The 18,537-nt window shown below is 60.7% G+C and carries 14 protein-coding genes; 7 read left to right on the top strand and 7 right to left on the bottom strand.

Going from position 1 to position 18,537, the window contains the following annotated elements:
• Position 1 precedes the first annotated feature (1 nt).
• The 3 genes from FFH90_RS17650 to tssB all read right to left on the bottom strand — a co-directional run bounded on the left by FFH90_RS17650 (position 2) and on the right by tssB (position 2,640).
• Positions 2–499: an Hcp family type VI secretion system effector gene (locus FFH90_RS17650; protein WP_018929664.1), complete on the bottom strand. Its 498-nt coding sequence runs from the start codon at positions 497–499 to the stop codon at positions 2–4.
• 75 nt (positions 500–574) lie between these two features.
• Complete coding sequence (gene tssC / locus FFH90_RS17645; protein ID WP_019648924.1) at positions 575–2,062, bottom strand: type VI secretion system contractile sheath large subunit; 1,488 nt, start codon at positions 2,060–2,062, stop codon at positions 575–577.
• A 29-nt stretch (positions 2,063–2,091) separates the two neighbouring features.
• Positions 2,092–2,640, bottom strand: a complete 549-nt coding sequence (gene tssB, locus FFH90_RS17640; protein ID WP_026331704.1) for a type VI secretion system contractile sheath small subunit — start codon at positions 2,638–2,640, stop codon at positions 2,092–2,094.
• A gap of 228 nt (positions 2,641–2,868) precedes the next feature.
• Between tssB and FFH90_RS17635 the strand changes: the two genes are divergently transcribed.
• The 5 genes from FFH90_RS17635 (at position 2,869) to tssA (ending at position 10,411) form a co-directional block, all read left to right on the top strand.
• Complete coding sequence (locus FFH90_RS17635; RefSeq protein WP_138867738.1) at positions 2,869–3,318, top strand: type VI secretion protein; 450 nt, start codon at positions 2,869–2,871, stop codon at positions 3,316–3,318.
• A 66-nt stretch (positions 3,319–3,384) separates the two neighbouring features.
• Entirely contained in the window at positions 3,385–4,716 is a 1,332-nt protein-coding gene (gene tssK, locus FFH90_RS17630; protein WP_064618253.1) for a type VI secretion system baseplate subunit TssK, read from the top strand.
• Positions 4,717–4,734: 18 nt separating this feature from the next.
• Complete coding sequence (locus FFH90_RS17625) at positions 4,735–5,502, top strand: DotU family type IV/VI secretion system protein (protein WP_138867737.1); 768 nt, start codon at positions 4,735–4,737, stop codon at positions 5,500–5,502.
• The gene (locus tag FFH90_RS17620; protein ID WP_138867736.1) at positions 5,499–9,317 is read left to right on the top strand and encodes a type VI secretion protein IcmF/TssM N-terminal domain-containing protein; all 3,819 of its coding nucleotides are present in this window, start codon (positions 5,499–5,501) and stop codon (positions 9,315–9,317) included. Before FFH90_RS17625 ends, FFH90_RS17620 begins: the two co-directional genes overlap by 4 nt.
• Positions 9,314–10,411: a type VI secretion system protein TssA gene (tssA, locus tag FFH90_RS17615; RefSeq protein ID WP_018929657.1), complete on the top strand. Its 1,098-nt coding sequence runs from the start codon at positions 9,314–9,316 to the stop codon at positions 10,409–10,411. Before FFH90_RS17620 ends, tssA begins: the two co-directional genes overlap by 4 nt.
• Here tssA and FFH90_RS17610 read toward each other — a convergent pair.
• Positions 10,408–11,379, bottom strand: coding sequence for a 2-hydroxyacid dehydrogenase (locus FFH90_RS17610; RefSeq protein ID WP_018929656.1), 972 nt, complete (start codon positions 11,377–11,379; stop codon positions 10,408–10,410). The two genes, tssA and FFH90_RS17610, sit on opposite strands and share 4 nt — an antisense overlap.
• 520 nt (positions 11,380–11,899) lie before the next feature.
• Here FFH90_RS17610 and FFH90_RS17605 point away from each other — a divergent pair.
• The gene (locus FFH90_RS17605; protein WP_138867735.1) at positions 11,900–13,180 is read left to right on the top strand and encodes a serine/threonine transporter; all 1,281 of its coding nucleotides are present in this window, start codon (positions 11,900–11,902) and stop codon (positions 13,178–13,180) included.
• A 12-nt stretch (positions 13,181–13,192) separates the two neighbouring features.
• Here FFH90_RS17605 and FFH90_RS17600 read toward each other — a convergent pair whose 3' ends face one another.
• Together FFH90_RS17600 and acnB are read right to left on the bottom strand one after the other, a co-directional pair.
• On the bottom strand, positions 13,193–13,873 hold the full coding sequence (locus FFH90_RS17600) for a glycosyltransferase (RefSeq protein ID WP_158538457.1): 681 nt from the start codon (positions 13,871–13,873) through the stop codon (positions 13,193–13,195).
• A 147-nt stretch (positions 13,874–14,020) separates the two neighbouring features.
• On the bottom strand, positions 14,021–16,630 hold the full coding sequence (gene acnB, locus FFH90_RS17595) for a bifunctional aconitate hydratase 2/2-methylisocitrate dehydratase (protein ID WP_018929654.1): 2,610 nt from the start codon (positions 16,628–16,630) through the stop codon (positions 14,021–14,023).
• Positions 16,631–17,039: 409 nt separating this feature from the next.
• Here acnB and FFH90_RS17590 point away from each other — a divergent pair, with 409 nt between their 5' ends.
• A complete protein-coding gene (locus FFH90_RS17590; protein WP_007937731.1) occupies positions 17,040–17,510 on the top strand; it encodes a DUF1289 domain-containing protein in 471 nt (156 codons plus the stop codon).
• 23 nt (positions 17,511–17,533) lie between these two features.
• On the opposite strand, the gene FFH90_RS17585 is transcribed toward FFH90_RS17590, so the two are convergent.
• Positions 17,534–18,397, bottom strand: a complete 864-nt coding sequence (locus FFH90_RS17585) for a universal stress protein (RefSeq protein WP_064618244.1) — start codon at positions 18,395–18,397, stop codon at positions 17,534–17,536.
• Positions 18,398–18,537: the final 140 nt, after the last annotated feature.

The following is an 18,537-nucleotide window of genomic DNA, read 5'->3' as shown; positions in this document are numbered from 1 at the left end:
CTTACTTGACGAGCTTGTTGGCGGCCATGTCCCAGGTCGAGGCGGCCGTGCCTTCCTTGGTGCCGTCGTCTTTCTGGGCGGTGAGCTCCCACTTGATCTTGGTGAAGTTCAGGGAAATGGTTTCCACCGGTTTGCCACCCGTACCACCACTGACGCTGACATTGGACAGCACCACGTTGGTCAGTGTGTAGATGATGAACGGCATCAGCTTACCGCTGCCTTCGGCGGCGTTACGGCCGATGGTGATCTTGGCTTCGGGGATCGGTTTGCCGGCGCAGCAATATTCGTTGAGCGAAGGCGTCGAGCTGTCGACGAACTTGGTCAGGGTGAACTCGCCGATGTGCGGCTTGCCGGAGGTGCGCTCCGAGTTGCTGACGTCGTTGGTCACCTGCATGGCCACGTTGTGGCTGTAGGACATGACTTCGATCTTGTCCTTGTAACCCTCGAGCAAGCTATCGCCTTTGATGTCGCCGCCGAGGTCGAGAATGATTGCATCCATCGCATGAAACTCCTGAAAGTAATCGTGCTAGATAAGAAGGGGAATCCCGCCGGGTTGACCCCGGCGGGAGGCAGGTCAGGCGGCTACCGGTGGCGGCAGGGTCGCGACCAGGCGGATCGACGCGGTCAGTTCCTCAAGCTGGAAGTGCGGCCGCAGGAACACCGTGGCCTTGTAGGCTCCGGGCTTGCCGGCGACCTCGGTCACATCCACCCGGGCTTCACGCAACGGGTACTGCGCCTTGATCTCTTGCGGCGCGTTGTCGTTGATCAGCACGTAGTCGGCGATCCAGTTGTTGAGGTAGGTCTGCACGTTGTCGCGGGTCATGAAGCTGCCGACTTTGTCGCGCATGATCACCTTCAGGTAGTGCGCGAAACGCGAGGCCGCGAGCACGTACGGCAGCATCGCCGAAATCCGCGCGTTGGCATTCGCCTCGTTGGTGTTGTAGACCTTGGACTTGTTGGTGGTCTGGCCGCCGAAGAACACCGCCACGTCGCTGTTTTTCTTGTGGCACAGGGCGATGAATCCGAGGTCGTTGAGCTCTTTCTCGCGACGGTCGGTGATCGCCACTTCGGTCGGGCATTTGAGCGACAGGTCGCCGGAGGTTGTACGGAAGGTATGGGCCGGCAGGCCCTCCACCGCACCACCGCCTTCGGCACCGCGAATCGCCGCGCACCAGCCGTATTTGGCGAAGGCTTCGGTGATCCGTTGCGACAAGGCCCACGCTGCATTGCCCCACAGGTATTTGCCGTGGTCGCTGCCGTTGACGTCTTCGACGTAGTTGATGCCTTCCACCGGCGACGTGTCAGGACCGTAAGGCAGGCGCAGCAGGAAGTGCGGCAGCACCAGCGATACGTAGCGCGAATCTTCGCTTTCACGGAACGAGCGCCACTTGATCAGCTCCTGGCTCTCGAACACTTTCGACAGATCCCGTGGCACGGCCAGTTCGGTGAAGCTGTTCATGTCGAACAACCGAGGGCTGGCGGCGGCAATGAATGGCGCATGGGCGGCCGCCGCGACGTTCGACAGTTTCTCCAGCAGGCCGATGTCCTGCGGGTGCCGGCCGAAGGTGTAGTCACCCACCAACAGGCTGAACGGGTGGCCGCCGAAGGTGCCGTATTCCTCTTCGTAGATCTTCTTGAACAGCGCGCTCTGGTCGAACTCGACGGCTTTTTCCAGGTCGTTCTGCAGCTCTTTCTGGGTCACGTTGAGCAGGCGCAATTTCAGCCGGGAACTGGTCTCGGTGTTCTTAACCAACAAGTGCAGGCCGCGCCAGGAGGCTTCAAGTTTCTGCAGGTCCGGGTGGTGCAGCACTTCGTTCAGTTGAGCGCTGATCAGCTCGTCGATCTGGCTGATGCGGTCGTTGATCATCGCCACGGTGTCCTTGTCGACGGCCATGCCTTCATCGAGGACCTGAGTGGCGAATTCCGCGAGCATGTCGCGGGCGTAATCCTGTTGGCTGTCGTCATGGGCCATGCGGCCTTTGGCGATTATTTCATCGAGCAAGGACAAGGTCTCGCTTGCACTGTCACTGGCTTGGGTCTGGGCGGCGGATGAGGCGGGCATGGCAAAATTCTCCCTGGGTGGATGAGCGATCAGGCTTGCGGTTCAGCCGGTGCTTCGCTGTCGCCAGCAGGAGCGGGAGCGGCGGTGTCCGGACGAGCCGACTTGATCTCTTGCAGTCCCTCGGTGTTGGCAATGACGTCACGCAACAGCTTGTCCAGATCATCGTTGCCGTCGAGTTTGGTCAGCAGGTCGCGCAGACGCTGGCGAGCTTCGAACAGACGCCGCAGCGGAGTGACTTGCTCGACCACCTTGACCGGGTCGAAGTCATCGATGTGTTTGAAGTTGAGCTCGATGTTGAGCTTGCTGTCGTCGCCGCTGAGGGTGTTGTTGACCTGCAAGGTGGCGCGCGGGCCGATCGAGGCGAGGACTTCATTGAAGTTGTCGCGGTCGATTTCGGTGAAACGCCGTTCATTCAATTTCGGGAGTGGTTCGAGAGGCTTGCCGGAGAGGTCGGCAAGAATACCGACAACCAATGGCAATTCTTTCTTCTCGATCGCGTTGCCGATTTCGACGTCGTAGGTGATTTGCACCCGGGGTGGGCGAACCCTGTCTAGCTTGTGCTGAGTACTTTCTGCCATGGTGGCTGACTCCGATGCATGAGGCGGGAGCAATGCATCGGGAGGCCCGTTTCATCGCATTCCCTTACTGGACCGTAGGTTAGAAAGGGAGGGCAGAGGACCTGTCATTCCTTTGACGAACCTTCCGAATTCGTCGTGCCGACCGAACTACCCAAGACGCTAGAACAGGTCTATAAAAAAGCAAACGAAAAACGTTTTTGGACCGTGTCGAGAAAAGGAAAATTCATTTTGTACGCACGTCTCTTTTCTTTGGTTCTGCTCCTCACACTCGCCGGGTGTTCGTTGTTCGGGCCTCGCGTCGATCTCGATAACCTGACGCTGGACGTCGCGCCCCGCGCCAACGACGACACCCCGATTGCGGTGGACTTCATTGCGGTGAACGACGCAGATCTGCTCAAGCAATTGTCGGGTATCACCGCCCGCCAGTGGTTCGCCGAGCGTGAGCAGTATCAGCGCGACTACCGACAGCTGATGACAGTCTGGGGACTGGAGCTGGTGCCGGGTCAATTCATCGACAAACAACCCTTCCCGCTGGGGGGCAAGCGGGCGGCTGGACTTTTAGTCTTCGCCAGCTATACCACTCCCGGAGCACACCGGTTGCGGCTGGACGATCAAAGCAACGCCTGGCTCAAGTTCGACAGTCGCGAGATGACACTGGTCAGCGACCACCCGAACTGAACACAGGATTGCTCCCACAAGGGCTGATGTTCAAGTCAGGCACCACAAGAGGTCGAAGGGAATCGTATGAGTCTGCTTCCTGACGCGGTTTGCTGGCATGAGGGCATGCAGTTGCTGCCCCAGCATTTTCAGTTGCAAGGGCTCCGGGCCGAGGCGTTGGTAGCGCATTTCGCCCAAGCATGTAATCCGTGGTTCTGGGGCGTGACCCGCGTTGAATTCGATCCCTCGGCACTGAGCGCCGGGCTGGTGCGCCTGCTCAATTTGCAGGCGACGTTGCCGGACGGTTTGCCGGTCAATTTGCAGGCCGGTGTCGGGCCGATGCTGGAGCTCGACGTCAGTGAAGCGATCGACGCCACGGACAACGCCACTGTCACCGTTTACCTGGCGGTCAGTCCGCTGTGGCGTGCCGGTCAGTTACTGCCGCTCAAGGGGCGATTGCAGTCTGTCGTCGGCGATGCGCTGCCGGATCTCACCAGCGGCGAGTACCCCGAATCGATCACGGTGTGGCGCCCGAATCCGCGTTTGTGCACGCAACTGAACAAGGCCGATTCGGTCTGCCTGCCGCTGCTGAGAATTCGCAAGGAAGGCGGCGGTTTTCTTGCGTTGCCTTACACACCGCCGACGCCGTGCCTGTTACCCGAATCGGTGGTGGGCCGGCGCGTGGCGGGACTGTGTGCCAGGGCGCGGGAGAAATGCATGTTCCTCGCCGGTCGCTTGCGCCAGGCGCAGCAGGCCGGCAATCAGGATGATTCGATGGAAATCCGGCGTCAGTTGACCGCGCTGTGGGCGCGGTTGCCGGAAGTCGAAGGTCTGCTGAACAGTCGCGTGGCCACGCCGCAGGCGCTGTATGGCTCGCTGCTCGGGCTGACCGGCGCCTGGTCGGCGCTCGATCCATTGGCGGGTGTTCCGGCGTTCGCCCCGCTGGATTTTCTGGAGTTGCAGCGCGGCTATGAAACGGTGCTCGACTGGCTGGAAAAGACCCTCGAACTGATCCGCGCCGGCTATCGCAGCCTGGCGTTCGAGCGCAACGAACAATCCTTCTCGATTCAATTGCCCGACGACCAACCGAGCCAACGGCTGGTCATCGGTTTGCGCATGCCCAATGGCGCCAGCGAACAGGCCGCCAGCGAATGGCTGAGCGGAGCGATCATCGCCTCGCAGCCGCACATTCCGTTGCTCAGCCGTCAGCGCATGAGCGGTTTGTCCCATCAGGCCATGAGTCGCAATGAGCAAGTGGCCTACGGCGTTGGCGACGATACGCGGTTGTTCGTGGTGACGGCCGAAGGCCAATGGTTCGACGGGCAGTTGCCGTTGCTGATTGCCGCACCGGCTTCCAGGCTGGCCAGCAGTCCATGGCAAGTGGTGTTGTTTGTGGCCCAGGCGAGTGAAAGTGCTTGATCGAGGAAGGAACGTCATATGTCTGAGGGGAATGCCGGGACAGGTACACGAGGCCTCAACGAAGCGCCGCTGAGCAGTGCTTTTCGCCAGGCCTGGCAGCAATGGTCCCAGGACTGGAGCCAGTTGCCCAAGGACAGCGAAGACGAAGCGCTGGTGGAAGCGGTGGTCGAACTCTCCACGCAAATCTCCCAGCGACTCTGGCGAACGGCTTTTGCCAAAGTCGGTGATGCCGCCACCGAACAAGTCAAAGCGCTGGTTTATGCCTTTGTCGCGCTGGTCGATGAAACCTTGCTGTTCACGCCGTGGCCGGGCCAGTCGGCCTGGCAGGATAAACCCCTGGAATCGCGGATGTACTCCAGTCGTCAGGCCGGCGAGCGGATACCGTTGGCGATCAAGGAACTGCTGGATGAGCAAATCCCTACCACTCGCGATCTGGCCAATGTCTATTTGCAGTGCCTGGTGCTGGGCTTTCAGGGGCGTCTGCGGGGTGAACAGAATCAGGCCCAGCATGAAAAATGGCGCCTGGCGCTGTTCACCTTTGCCTGGCAGCACGAGGCGGATTATGCCGATGTCAGCGCCCGGCTCGAACAACCTTCGGCGGTGACGCCGCTGCAATTGCCGGTGCGTCTTTCGTTGCCCGATGGCTTTCGCCTGTGGTTGGGAATTCTTGCCGTGGTCCTGCTGCTGACCGGGTTGGGGCAGATGTTCTGGCGTGACATTCGCCAGGAGCTCGAACCGGTCTTGCAACTGACCGATTCGGTGGCCACCTCGGAGCAAGACTCATGAGCACGCTGGGGATTATCGGCCTGATCATCGTCGTGCTGTTGGTGCTGGCGATTGTCGCCGTGGCGGTCTGGTGGTTGCGCACGCAAAGCGGCGCGGCGATCCGCAGTTTTTACCTGGCGGTGCGGCAGATGGAGCAGGAGCAGGGCACCCGGGATCGCTACCAGATTCCCTGGCTGCTGATGCTCGGCAACGAGACTCAGGGCACGCAGTTGTGCACCCAGTGGCGCTTGCAGCCCACCGACAAACCGGGCTGGTTCGGTCGCTGGTGGTCGGACCCCGAAGGTGCCGTATTGGTGGTGCCCCAGGCGCTGTTTTTGCCGGATGAAAGCATGCACCTGCAACGGGGTGGCTGGTGGCGCTTGCTGGGTTTGATCCTGCGCTTGCGCAGTCAGCGTCCGCTGGACGGCGTGATCTGGACGGTGCCGATCAGTCGGCTGGGCAATGCCGAGCAGGCGGCGGCCCTCGGCCTGGCGGCGCGTCGACGTTTTATCGATCTATTGCAGCGCTTCGGTTTGAGTCTGCCGGTGTACGTGGTCGTTACCGGCATGGAAGAGTTGCCGGGTTTTCAGGAGTTGATTAGCGCGCTGCCGGTCGAGGCTCGCGAACGTACGCTCGGCTGGTCCTCGCCCCACGGGCCCGATGCGGTGTGGCAGGCGCAATGGAGCGATCAGGCGCTGGATCAGGTCAACCGGGCCCTGGCGGAATCGATCATCGAAATCGGCGCCTTGTCCGGGCAATTGAGCGTCGATCTGTACGGCTTGCCGGAGCGCTTCGAAGCCTTGCGGCGCAATCTGCAATCCTTGCTGGAACCGGTTTTCCAGGGTAATGCGCAAGGCGAAGCACCGCGTTTTCGCGGGGTTTATTTCACCGCCAGCCAGCCCTCGGATGACAGCGCCGACGGGTTTTCGGCCTACGACACCGGCTTGCAGCAGAGCGCTTTCGCCCGGCAACTGTGGCAGCGGCGGGTGGTCGCCGAGCGCGGTCTGGCTCAGGTGGTGCCGCGTCTGTTACGCCTGCGTCAGCGCTGGCAGCGCGTGACCGGTGGGGTGGCGCTGGTGGTCGCGCTGCTCTGGGGCGCTGGCATGCTGTGGGTGTGGCAGGACTCGGAAAAGGATGCCCATGAGTTGTCGCGCCTGATGCAAGGGGCGCAGAAAAATTACGTGGCGGTCACGGATGAATCTCATCGGCTGGAGGCGACCCGGCGCAACGTCCAGGGTTTCTGGCGGGTGCTGGAGAAGGCGCAGCGCTGGCGCTTCACCTCGGTGGTGTTTCCGACCTCCTGGTTCTCCTCGCTGGATGCGCAGTTGGAGAACGAATTGCGCCTGACCGCACAAAGTCACTTGTTGTTGCCGCTGCGCGATCTGTTGAGCGCGGATCTGGCGCAACTCAAGACCATTCGCAACACCGAACGACGGGGCAACGTCGAAAGCGAAGACCCGGCCCAATGGCAAAACTACGTCAAGGCCACGGAGCTGGTCGAGCGTGCGGTGAGTCTGGAGCAGCAGAACCAGTGGTTCAGTCAGGCGCTGAACAACACCAAGGCGCCGCTCGAAGACCTGGTGTTGCTGAGCAACAACGCCCTGTCGCTGAACCTCAACGCTGGCACGTTGCACCGCGCCGGTTTTTACAACCGGGCGCTGCTGGATGTCGACAACAGTGAGTTGAAACCACTTGACCTGACCGTCGAGCGCGCGCAGATCGAGGAGAACTTCCTCGGGCTCATGGAGCGCTGGCTGGACCAGTATTTTCTCGCTGACAACTTTGTCCGTCAGGCCGGTTATCTACGTTTGCACCTGGAGCGGCTGGAGGTCGGCAGCGGCAATTCCCTCACCGAGCTGGAAGATCTGCGGGCGTTGATCGACGACCTGCAAGCGCTGGTCGGCTTGACCAACTCGGCGTGGAGCCGGGGCAAGGGACAGGATCTGGTGCCCGGTTACCGGGCGATGATGGACAAGGTGCGCCAAAGCACATTGCTTGGTCCGCAGGTCGAACAGCAACTGGATCAACAGGCGTCGAAGTTGCAGCAGAGCTTTCGTGACCAGTGGATCACCCAGGCCGGGGCCAGGGACAATTTGCTGATTCAGCAAGGCAGCGGGCAACTGGTCTTGCAGGAGCATGTGGTGCAGTTGAACAACGCGGTGCAGGCACTGTTCAAGCGTGATTTCGTCGCCATCGCCTTGCAGGCGGATCAGTCCGACGTCCCGGATGGACAGGGGCGCGGTGTTGATGGCGACGACCTCGACAGTGCGCTGAACTACTTCGCCAGTTACAAGAGTTATGCCGCCGAAGAGCTGCCGCGCATCCCCCCGGCGTATCGCGGCGCGTTGCTGCAAGCGGCCGAAGGCGCGGTGGTCAAGGCCATGTTGTCGAGCCTGCGCGAGCACAATGCGCAGGTCCAAAGTGGTGTCTTCAATGTGCAGGCCTCTCAGGCGATTGCCTTGCAAAAGGCTTTTGTCGAAGTGCGCCGCAGCGATCTGGCCACGCGTTTGCAAACCGCTTTGAACCGCCGCGCCCTGGCCGACATCGTCAGTGGCCTCGATGAAATCGTCGCCCAGCCGCTGTTCAGCGGGCGCACCGAAATCAGCCAGTGGGACGGCTCGAAAAACTTCGGCCTGCAACTGTACGGTGCCAATGACGTTCAGGATCTGAAACTGAGCCTCAAGCAGCAGTTCAACACCATGCTCGGCATCACCGAACGCCGCACTTCGGCGCTGGAATGGCTGAAAGTCCAGCAACAGAACCTCTCGGCGCTGGATTACGAACGGGTGACGCAGTTCAGTGCGCTCAACGATGAACTGCTCAAATACAAAGAACAGAACCCCGCCAGTTCGCCAGCGCAGATCGAGCAGTTGGTGAGCCGCGACTTCATCGAAATGGACGTCGCGTCCTGTGGCCAGATCCTGCAAACCGCCAACCTGTCCGGCGGGCGCGGAACGTTGGCATTGCGCGCCATGGATCTGCAACAAACCGCCATGCAACGCTGCCAGTTCCTGCAACAGCAGCAGGCTGCGGCGGCCTGGAATGAGCTGGCCAATTATTTCAACCAGTACCTGGCAGAGCGCTTTCCGTTTGCCAATGGCTTGCAGGCCAGCGACGCCGACCCGGCCCGGGTCCAGCATTTGCTGGAGCTGATCGACAAGCGTTTGCCGGTGGCGCAGGCCGGATTGGCTCTGAGCCAGACCCCGGAACGCCTGGCCGCCGAGGACTTTCTCAATCGCCTGAAGCAAGCCAGCACCTGGCTGGGGCCGATGTTCGTGCGCGACAAGAGCGGCGTGCTGGGGGTGGAGATGGATGTGCGCTGGCGTACCGATCGGGAGGAAGAGCGCGGTGCCGACCAGGTGATTGCCTGGGGCTTGAATGCCGGGAATCAACAAATCAGCTATCCCGGCGAGGCTCAGCAGAACCTTCGCTGGATGGTCGGCCAACCAGTCCGGCTGACCTTGCGTTGGGCCAGAAATGGCTATCAGCGTCCGGCCAACGATCCGTTACAGCCGAGCCTGGTGGTGCGTGATCTGGAAGCGGGTTGGGAGTACAGCGGTCCATGGTCGCTGTTGCGCTTGATGCGTTCGCACGTGTCGGTGCAGCGCCAGCCGAACCTGGACTACACGGATTTTCCGTTGACCTTGCGCCTGCCCGTGACCACGCAGGCCAGCGCAGCGGAGCAAACCCTGATGTTTGTGCGCCTGTCGTTGATGACCCAGGGCTCGAAATTGCCGTTGTCCATCCAGCCCTTGCCGACCCGGGCTCCGCGTTCACCGTTCCTGGTGACGCGCTCGACCGCGGCGATTGAATCCCATGAGGAGGAGGGCCTGTGAATCAACCATCAACACCGTTGCCGGAACTGATTGCGCAACTGCTCGAACCGATCAGCAAGGAGGCGCCTTGTGGTCAGGATTTGCGTTATGAACCCGAGTTCGACCGGTTGCGCGAACTGCGCCGCGAGGATGACACCAGTTTGCCGACAGGGGTGTGGCAGTCGTCGATCAAGCGCGCCCAGTGGCCGGAGCTGGAAAAACTGGCCACGAGCCTGCTGCTCGAGCGCAGCAAGGATTTGATGCTCAGCGCCTGGCTGGGGGAGGCCTGGCTGCATCAGGACGGGCTCGATGGGTTGCCGGGCAGCCTGGCGCTGGTGGCCGGGTTGTGCGAACGCTATCCCGAACACCTGCACCCACAGGCTGAGGATGGCGACCTGTCGTGGCGAGTGATACCGCTGGAATGGTTGGCTCGACGCTACGCTGAAGTGTTGCTGACCCGAGTGCCGTTGTTCGAACCGCACAACCACGAATTCGACGGTTTCTGTCTGGACGCCTGGCGCCGGTTGCAGTTGCAACAGGTGCAGGGCAGCGACAGTAAAGCGGCCAAGACCTCGGCCGAGAACGCGCGCAACGAACAGAAAAAAATCACCGAACAGATTCGTGCCACACCGTTGTCATTCTGGTTGCGCAGCCAGGGCAGTCTGCTGCTCAGTCAGCAGCACTTGCAGCGCCTGGAGGTGTGGAGCGACGCTTTTCTCGGGAATCAGGCCCCAGGCTTCAAGGCGCTGCAGGACGTGATCGACGCGTTGTTGACCCTGGTTCAGGAGTTTATCGCCATGCATCCACGAAAACCGACCCCGGCGCCTCCGGTCGAAACGCCAGTGGTGGCTGCATCGAGCCCCAGCCCGACCGCCGCGCCTGAAGTCCTTGCAGTGCCCCAGGTGTTCAGCGAACCGGCGAATCGTGAAGAGGCGTACCGGCAATTGCTGCTGATCGCCGAGTACCTGGCGCGCACCGAACCCCACAGCCCGGTGCCCTATCTGATCAAGCGGGGTGTGGAGTGGGGCAACAAGCCCCTGAGCGAGCTGCTGGGCGAACTGATCAGCGCCGATGCCGAATCCCGACGACTCTGGACACTGTTGGGCGTTCTTTAGTGATTGAGCCGGGTGGTTGTCGACGGTGGCGGTAACGCAATGGGCGTCAGTACCGGTTGACCGGAAAAAAACGCCGTCAGGTTTTTGCCGGCCAGTTCGACGGTGCCTTGGGTGGCCTCCGGGGACAATCCGGCGACATGCGGAGTCAGAATCACGTTGGCCAACCCCTTGAGGGCGTCCGGTACCTGGGGTTCGTGGTCGAAGACATCCAGCGCGGCACCGGCGATCCGCCGCTGTTCGAGCGCGGTGATCAGGTCCGCCGTGACGACCACGCTGGCTCGGGCGATGTTGACGAGGAATCCGTTGGGCCCCAGGGCGTCGAGCACTTGCCGGTTGATCAGGTGTTGGGTGCCGATCCCGCCCGGGGTGGCAACTATCAGAAAGTCTGATTGGCGTGCCAGCTCGGTAGGCGTCGAGCAATAGCTGTACGGCACATCGCTGCGATGCTGGCGGTTGTGGTAACTCACTCTCATATCGAAGCCGTTGGCGGCACGTTTGGCGATAGCGAGGCCAACGGCACCGAGGCCGAGGATGCCTATGTGTTTGCCGGCCAGCGAAGGACGCATGATCTTCGGCCACTCGCCCCGACGGACGGCAGCATCTGCCCGAGGGATGTCACGAACCAGTGCCAGCAGCAACGCCATGGCGTGATCGGCAACGGAGGAGGCATTGACGCCGGCGCCATTGGTGACAGTGATGCCCCGGTTGACGGCGGCCTGCAGGTCGACGTGTTCGTAACCGGCGCCGATCACGCAGATGATCTTGAGGTTGGGCAGGGCGGCGATTTCATTGGCATACAGGCCCAACGGGCCACGCGTCAGCACCGCATCGATCTGGCTGCCCTGCCGGGCAATGGCGGCAGCGCGCTCGGCCGGGGTTGGGGCCAGGATCAAATGAAACCCCTGATGTTCGAGAATCGGCAGGTATTCATTGATGGTTTCAACCAGTACCAGAACGGTTGCGGTCATGCTGGGCTCCTGTGGGCAGCGGAGTGTGGGGCTCGAACGTCGCGTCAGATTGCTGACTCCAGAGCAGATTGGCAATGGTCCGAGATCATAGGCTATTGGTTGGCAAGCACCTGTGCAGGCGTTGGCGATACCGGCGAGCTTCTTAGATACAACACTAGATCAGTGCGCGGCAGGTGGAGAGGATTTGTCCGCGATGAAATTGCCGCAGCAGCTGTCGAGCCTGCGTTCGGCTGCGCAGCAGTCGTAAAGTCAGGCGCTGCGGTTCGTCAGGCACACCGTACATTAGGGTTTACTAAAGCGTGTCAGAAAACGACACATCGCATACCCGCTGCCGACAATTATTTTTCTAAAAGCGACAGGCCTTTGATCTGCTCCGCACAACCATTGCTCAGCTAAGCCTTTGCTTCTGCTCGTTTATCGCGGAGAATCCCGCCCCTGTTTCGGCCGGAGCATGTCTGTCGGTTTTTTCCGACGCGTCCTGACCGAGTGGCAAGTGACCGGAAAGCGGAGATCCGACCGGATGAATGATCAGGCCAATAGCGTCGACGAACGCTATGTAGCGGCGACACCAGCGAGCCTCGAAAGCTGGAATCGCCATGACACCACCTGGATGCTGGGCCTGTTTGGCACGGCAATCGGGGCCGGTACCCTGTTTTTACCCATCAACGCGGGGCTGGGCGGCTTTTGGCCGTTGCTGATCCTGGCATTGCTGGCGTTCCCCATGACGTTTTACGCGCACCGTGGCCTGACCCGCTTTGTGCTGTCCGGTCGTGAAGGTGCAGACATCACCGAAGTGGTGGAAGAACATTTCGGCATTAAGGCCGGTGCGCTGATCACCTTGTTGTATTTCTTCGCGATCTTCCCGATCCTGCTGATCTACAGCGTGGCCCTGACCAACACCGTGGGCAGTTTCCTCGAACATCAGCTGCACATCATGCCGCCACCGCGCGCCGTGCTGTCGTTCGTGCTGATTCTCGGCCTGCTGGCGGTGGTGCGTTGCGGTGAGCAGGTGATCGTCAAGGCCATGAGCCTGATGGTGTATCCGTTCATCGTCGCGCTGCTGTTCCTGGCGGTGTTCCTGATTCCTCACTGGAATGGCGGCATCCTCAGCACCGCGTCCACGCTGCCTGAGTCGTCGGCGCTGCTGCACACCCTGTGGCTGGCGATTCCGGTGATGGTGTTCTCGTTCAACCATTCGCCGATCATTTCGGCGTTCGCGGTGGACCAGAAACGTCGCCACGGCACGCATGCCCAAGAGCGCAGTTCGCAGATCCTGTCCCGCGCCCACCTCTTGATGGTGGTGATGGTGCTGTTCTTCGTCTTCAGCTGCGTGCTGACCCTGTCGCCGGCGCAACTGGCGGAAGCCAAGGCACAGAACCTGTCGATCCTGTCGTACCTGGCCAACCACTTCAGCAACCCGACCATCGCCTTCGCGGCGCCGTTGATTGCCTTCGTGGCCATTTCCAAGTCATTCCTGGGCCACTACATCGGCGCCAGCGAAGGCTTGAAGGGCTTGATCGTCAAGAGCGGCAAACGCCCGGCGCCGAAGACCCTGGACCGCATGACCGCAGCGTTCATGCTGGTGGTCTGCTGGGTCGTCGCGACCCTGAACCCGAGCATTCTCGGCATGATCGAAACCCTCGGTGGCCCGGTCATCGCGGCGATTCTGTTCCTGATGCCGATGTACGCGATCCGCAAAGTACCGGCGATGGCGCGTTACCGTGGCCAAGCCTCCAACGTCTTCGTGACGCTGGTGGGCCTGGTGGCCATTTCGGCGTTGATCTACTCGCTCAGCGCCTGAAACAGCGGGCGATCAATCGGAGCTGCCCCGGTTGATCGCCCCCTTCGAATGCCCGGCCAGACGACCTTTGGTTCGCTGGCGGCAATGCTCGATAGCCGCAACGGCTTTTTCACAGGCCTTGCACAGCGTGGCCGGCGCAGAAGCTTGCTGCGGTGCGAACCACTCGGGGCAGAAGCTGATCACGCCGTCCGGCGAATGCATCCATTGGCTCATAACGTGTTGAACCGTCCCGCTCAGGCCCTTTCTGGCGCGCAAGGCGTTAAGTGATGGCGCACAGAGCTGGTCCAGCGCCAGCCGATGGACCTCGCGCAAGAACGGTGAAATCTGTACCGAAAGGTAGGCAATGCCGAACGTCTCCTGGGCCACACGTGCGCCCAACGCCCAAAACGAGCCCACCACCACGATATCCTCATGGCGCCGCGCTGCGATGTAGTCATAGGTCGGTTCGAGCAGGTGCGAGACTGCGTTCCACTGCTCTGCCAAAGCGCTTTTCGAGTCTCGCGGGCGGGGCGTGTCGTCGCAGGTTTGCTGGCCTAACGGCTCGAATTCCAGCCCGTACTGTTCGACGGTGGCTTTGAACGCCGGCAGGCTGCACAAGGTCGCGCGATGACCGCGCAGGTTCAGTGCATTGGCCAGGCCAATGAAGGGGAAAACGTCACCGGGCGAACCGATGGCGATCAGGATGACCCGCATGACTCCTCCTTGAGATAAGGCCCGTGGGGCCTCGTGGCACGCCGTCCTGGTGCCGACATCAGGCAAAGATAGCTGGGTAATCGGCGTCAGGCATAAAAAAACGCCGCTCATCTCACGATGGGCGGCGTTTTTCATGGCTTTGTAGCGTTAGGCTTGAACGACCGGGATGTTGGCGTTCGCAGCAGCTTCACGGAACTCGGCGATCTGGTCGAAGGACAGGTAGCGGTAAACGTCGGCCGCCATGCTGTCGATCTTGCCAGCGTATTCCATGTACTCCTCGACGGTCGGCAGGCGACCCAGGATGGACGCAACGGACGCCAGCTCGGCCGAAGCCAGGTAGACGTTCGCGCCGTCACCCAGACGGTTCGGGAAGTTACGGGTCGACGTCGACACCACGGTGGAGTTCGGCTCTACACGTGCCTGGTTACCCATGCACAGCGAGCAGCCCGGCATTTCCATGCGTGCGCCGGCCTTGCCGTAGATGCCGTAGTAGCCTTCTTCGGTCAGCTGGTGAGCGTCCATTTTGGTGGGCGGCGACAGCCACAGACGGGTTGGCAGCTGACCTTTGACCTGTTCCAGCAACTTGCCGGCAGCGCGGAAGTGACCGATGTTGGTCATGCACGAACCGATGAACACTTCGTCGATCTTCTCGCCAGCAACGCTGGAGAGCAGACGGGCGTCGTCCGGATCGTTTGGTGCGCAGAGCACAGGCTCATTGATGTCCGCCAGATCGATTTCGATGACTTCGGCGTATTCGGCGTCGGCATCGGCTTCCATCAGTTGCGGGTTGGCGATCCAGGCTTCCATCGCTTGAGCGCGACGCTCCAGGGTACGTGCATCGCCGTAGCCTTCGCCGATCATCCAGCGCAGCAGGGTGATGTTGGATTGCAGGTACTCGGTGATCGACTCTTTCGACAGCTTGATGGTGCAACCGGCAGCCGAACGTTCGGCCGACGCGTCGGACAGCTCGAAAGCCTGTTCCAGCGTCAGGCCTTCCAGGCCTTCGATTTCCAGGATGCGGCCGGAGAAGGCGTTTTTCTTGCCTTTCTTCTCGACGGTCAGCAAGCCATTCTGGATGGCGAAGTAAGGAATGGCATGAACCAGGTCACGCAGGGTGATGCCAGGTTTCATTTTGCCTTTGAAGCGCACCAGGATCGATTCCGGCATGTCCAGCGGCATGACGCCGGTGGCTGCGGCGAACGCGACCAGACCGGAACCGGCCGGGAACGAGATGCCCATCGGGAAACGGGTGTGCGAGTCGCCACCGGTACCCACGGTGTCTGGCAGCAGCATGCGGTTCAGCCACGAGTGGATGATGCCGTCGCCCGGACGCAGGGAAACGCCGCCGCGGGTCATGATGAAGTCAGGCAGGGTGTGGTGGGTGGTCACGTCGATCGGCTTTGGATAAGCCGCGGTGTGGCAGAAGGACTGCATCACCAGATCAGCGGAGAAGCCCAGGCACGCCAGGTCTTTCAGTTCGTCACGGGTCATAGGACCGGTGGTGTCCTGGGAACCCACGGTGGTCATCTTCGGTTCGCAGTAGGTGCCAGGACGAACGCCTTTGCCTTCTGCCAGGCCGCAAGCCTTGCCGACCATTTTCTGCGCCAGGGTGAAGCCCTTGGTGCTTTCGGCCGGTGCTTCAGGCTTCTTGAACAGGTCGAACGGTGGCAGACCCAGTTCGGCGCGAGCCTTCTCGGTCAGGCCACGGCCGATGATCAGCGGAATACGGCCGCCGGCGCGGACTTCGTCCAGCAGAACCGGGGTCTTCATTTCGAAGGTGGTCAGGACTTCGTCGCTGTTGTGCTTGGTGACTTTGCCAGCATGCGGGTACAGGTCGATCACATCGCCCATGTTCATGTTGGAAACGTCGAACTCGATTGGCAGTGCGCCGGCATCTTCCATGGTGTTGTAGAAGATCGGAGCGATTTTGCTGCCGAAGCAGAAACCGCCAGCGCGCTTGTTAGGCACGTAAGGAATGTCGTCGCCGAAGAACCACAGTACCGAGTTGGTAGCGGATTTACGCGAGGAACCGGTACCGACCACGTCACCGACGTAGGCGATAGGGAAACCCTGGCCGCGCATTTCTTCGATCTGCTTCATCGGGCCGGTCTTGCCTTGCTCGTCCGGAACGATGCCGTCACGGGCCATTTTCAGCATGGCCAGGGCGTGCAGCGGGATGTCTGGACGCGACCAGGCGTCTGGAGCAGGGGACAGGTCGTCGGTGTTGGTTTCGCCGGTCACCTTGAAGACGCGCAGGCTGATCTTGTCGGCCAGCACCGGGCGCTTCTTGAACCACTCGCCGTCAGCCCAGGACTGCAGCACGGCCTTGGCGTGAACGTTGCCGTTCTTGGCTTTTTCAGCCACGTCGTGGAAGGCATCGAACATCAGCAGGGTGTGCTTGAGTTCTTCGGCAGCCACTGGCGCCAGTTCGGCGTCGTCCAGCAGGTTTACCAGGGTCACGATGTTGTAGCCGCCCTGCATGGTGCCGAGCAGTTCAACAGCGCGCTTCTTGTCGATCAGAGGGGATTTGGCTTCGCCCTTGGCGAGGGCAGACAGGAAACCGGCCTTTACATAGGCGGCTTCGTCCACTCCTGGCGGAACGCGATTGGTGATCAGGTCAACGAGGAAAGCTTCTTCGCCAGCCGGGGGATTCTTCAGCAGCTCGACCAGGCCTGCAGTTTGTTCGGCGTTAAGCGGCTGGGGAACGATACCCAGTGCTGCGCGCTCTTCGATATGTTTGCGGTAGGCTTCAAGCACAGTTATTACCCTCATCAGTGGTCCCAAATGGGTGTCCGGGACGCTCATCCCGAAATTACCGTACTCATGCGCTGCGTGGCGTTGTGGGCCGCTTAGCCAGAATTACCGGCAATTCCTTACAGAAGCTGCTTTCAAAGTTTTACGCCTGCAGAACGGGGAGCTGATGAGGGTTGGCGTTGGGCTTTTCCCCGCTGGAAAAACCCTTCGCCAACACCGCTCTGAAGGAACGACTGTGCTCGTGACGCTTTGAAAACAGCTTCTTAACGGACATTGGCGCCTTAAAAGGCTGGCTGATTCTACGGCAAAAAAATTTGAAAGGTAAGTTAGGTCCAAAACTTTGAGGGGTGATGAATGTTAGACAAAGGGCTAACATGCCGACCTGTTCTGCTTTCCCGTGTTTTGTCTACCTATGCCCAATCAGACCATCAAGACCCCCTGCGTCGGCCTCTGCTCCACTGTTTACGGTGATTTGGTGTGCCGTGGCTGCAAGCGTTTCCATCACGAAGTGATCCACTGGAACGGTTACAACGAGGAAGAAAAACGCGCGGTGTGGTTGCGGCTTGAGCAGCTGTTGTCGCAGGTGATGGCTGCCAAGGTAGAAATTTTCGATCCCGCGCTGCTGAGAATGCAGCTGGAACAGCGCAAGATCCGCTTTGTGCCGCATCAGTCGGAGTATTGCTGGGCTTATCAGTTGATCGCCCGGGGCGCGCGGGTCATCAATAATCTGGAAGCCTACGGAATGGTGCTGCTGCCGGAGTTCCGCGACTGGAACCTGCCGGAATTGCGCGATGCCATTGATCGGGAATTTTTCCTGCTCTCGGAAGCGCATTACCAGCGCTACATTGCGCCGGGGTTTCTGAAGGACGCCTTTGGCGGATAGCCTTTGAAGGCAAAAGATCTTGCTCAATGCCGGGTCACGATCTCTTCCAGATGATCCATGATCTCGTCCGGCTTGAGCACCAGCACATCGCTTTCCAGCGCATCGAGCACCACTTCCGCCGTATTGCCGATCAACGCCCCGGACAACCCGGTCCGCGCCACCGTGCCGATCACCGTCACGGAGGCCCCCAGCTTATGGGCCATGAATGGAATCAATACATCCGCCGGGCCTTCCTCGATGTGCAGGTGGTCGTCGTCGATGTCGAACTCGGCCTGGAACGCCTGGCACTGCTCGCGGTAACGGGCCTCGATGGTTTCCTTGAGCTGCATCGTCGGGTCGGCCGCCGACAGCATCGGCGACGGATGGGCGCTGATTACGTGCAGATGGGCTTTGGCCAGGCTGGCAATGTCGTAGCCATGATCGATGATGCTGGCATGCAAGGTGCGGTGTTCGCCGTCCATGTTGCCGACATCGATGGCCGCCAGGATCACTCCACCGGTCCAGGGTTTGGCGGTTTTCACCAGCAGCACCGGAGTCGGGCAGTAGCGCAGCAGTTTCCAGTCCGCCGGAGTCAGCAGGGCCTTTTTCAGTGGGCTGTCGGGATAATGCTGCTTGACCACCAGCCCACAACCTTCAGCCTGCTGCACATCGATAATGGTGTCGTGCAGGCTTTCGTTCCAGGCTTGCTCGGTGGTGACGTTGTACCCGTCCGCCAGCAGAGCCGCCTTGAGCACGCCGAGCATCGCGCTGTGATCATGCTTTTTATCGCAGACCAGCAGGTGCAGATGAGCCTGGGTCACGCCAGCGATCAATTTGGCCCGTTTGAGCGCCAGGCTTTCCGAGTGTTCGGGTTCGATGACCACCAGAATGCTGCGAATGGCTTGCATGATCGGGATCTCCAGGAAGGTAAAAACACTGCGTTGGACAACTATAGTTGCTGGTCGGGCATTCGCGACTTGATGCATATCAACGGTGGCGACTGGTGGTCTGTCGGCAGGCCGGTATAATCGGCGCCCTTCGTTTTGAA

The sequence above is a fragment of the Pseudomonas sp. ATCC 43928 genome, from assembly GCF_005938665.2.
Lineage (GTDB): Bacteria > Pseudomonadota > Gammaproteobacteria > Pseudomonadales > Pseudomonadaceae > Aquipseudomonas.
This window is presented reverse-complemented; position numbering and strand designations above follow the sequence as displayed.

What these genes read in the sequence shown, in the direction of transcription:
- FFH90_RS17590 (WP_007937731.1), top strand. Translation starts at nt 17,040, where the DNA reads ATGCCCAATCAGACCATCAAGACCCCCTGCGTCGGCCTCTGCTCCACT.
- FFH90_RS17605 (WP_138867735.1), top strand. Translation starts at nt 11,900, where the DNA reads ATGAATGATCAGGCCAATAGCGTCGACGAACGCTATGTAGCGGCGACA.
- FFH90_RS17585 (WP_064618244.1), bottom strand. Translation starts at nt 18,397, where the DNA reads ATGCAAGCCATTCGCAGCATTCTGGTGGTCATCGAACCCGAACACTCG.
- FFH90_RS17625 (WP_138867737.1), top strand. Translation starts at nt 4,735, where the DNA reads ATGTCTGAGGGGAATGCCGGGACAGGTACACGAGGCCTCAACGAAGCG.
- FFH90_RS17610 (WP_018929656.1), bottom strand. Translation starts at nt 11,379, where the DNA reads ATGACCGCAACCGTTCTGGTACTGGTTGAAACCATCAATGAATACCTG.
- FFH90_RS17620 (WP_138867736.1), top strand. Translation starts at nt 5,499, where the DNA reads ATGAGCACGCTGGGGATTATCGGCCTGATCATCGTCGTGCTGTTGGTG.
- FFH90_RS17600 (WP_158538457.1), bottom strand. Translation starts at nt 13,873, where the DNA reads ATGCGGGTCATCCTGATCGCCATCGGTTCGCCCGGTGACGTTTTCCCC.
- tssC (WP_019648924.1), bottom strand. Translation starts at nt 2,062, where the DNA reads ATGCCCGCCTCATCCGCCGCCCAGACCCAAGCCAGTGACAGTGCAAGC.
- tssK (WP_064618253.1), top strand. Translation starts at nt 3,385, where the DNA reads ATGAGTCTGCTTCCTGACGCGGTTTGCTGGCATGAGGGCATGCAGTTG.
- FFH90_RS17650 (WP_018929664.1), bottom strand. Translation starts at nt 499, where the DNA reads ATGGATGCAATCATTCTCGACCTCGGCGGCGACATCAAAGGCGATAGC.
- tssB (WP_026331704.1), bottom strand. Translation starts at nt 2,640, where the DNA reads ATGGCAGAAAGTACTCAGCACAAGCTAGACAGGGTTCGCCCACCCCGG.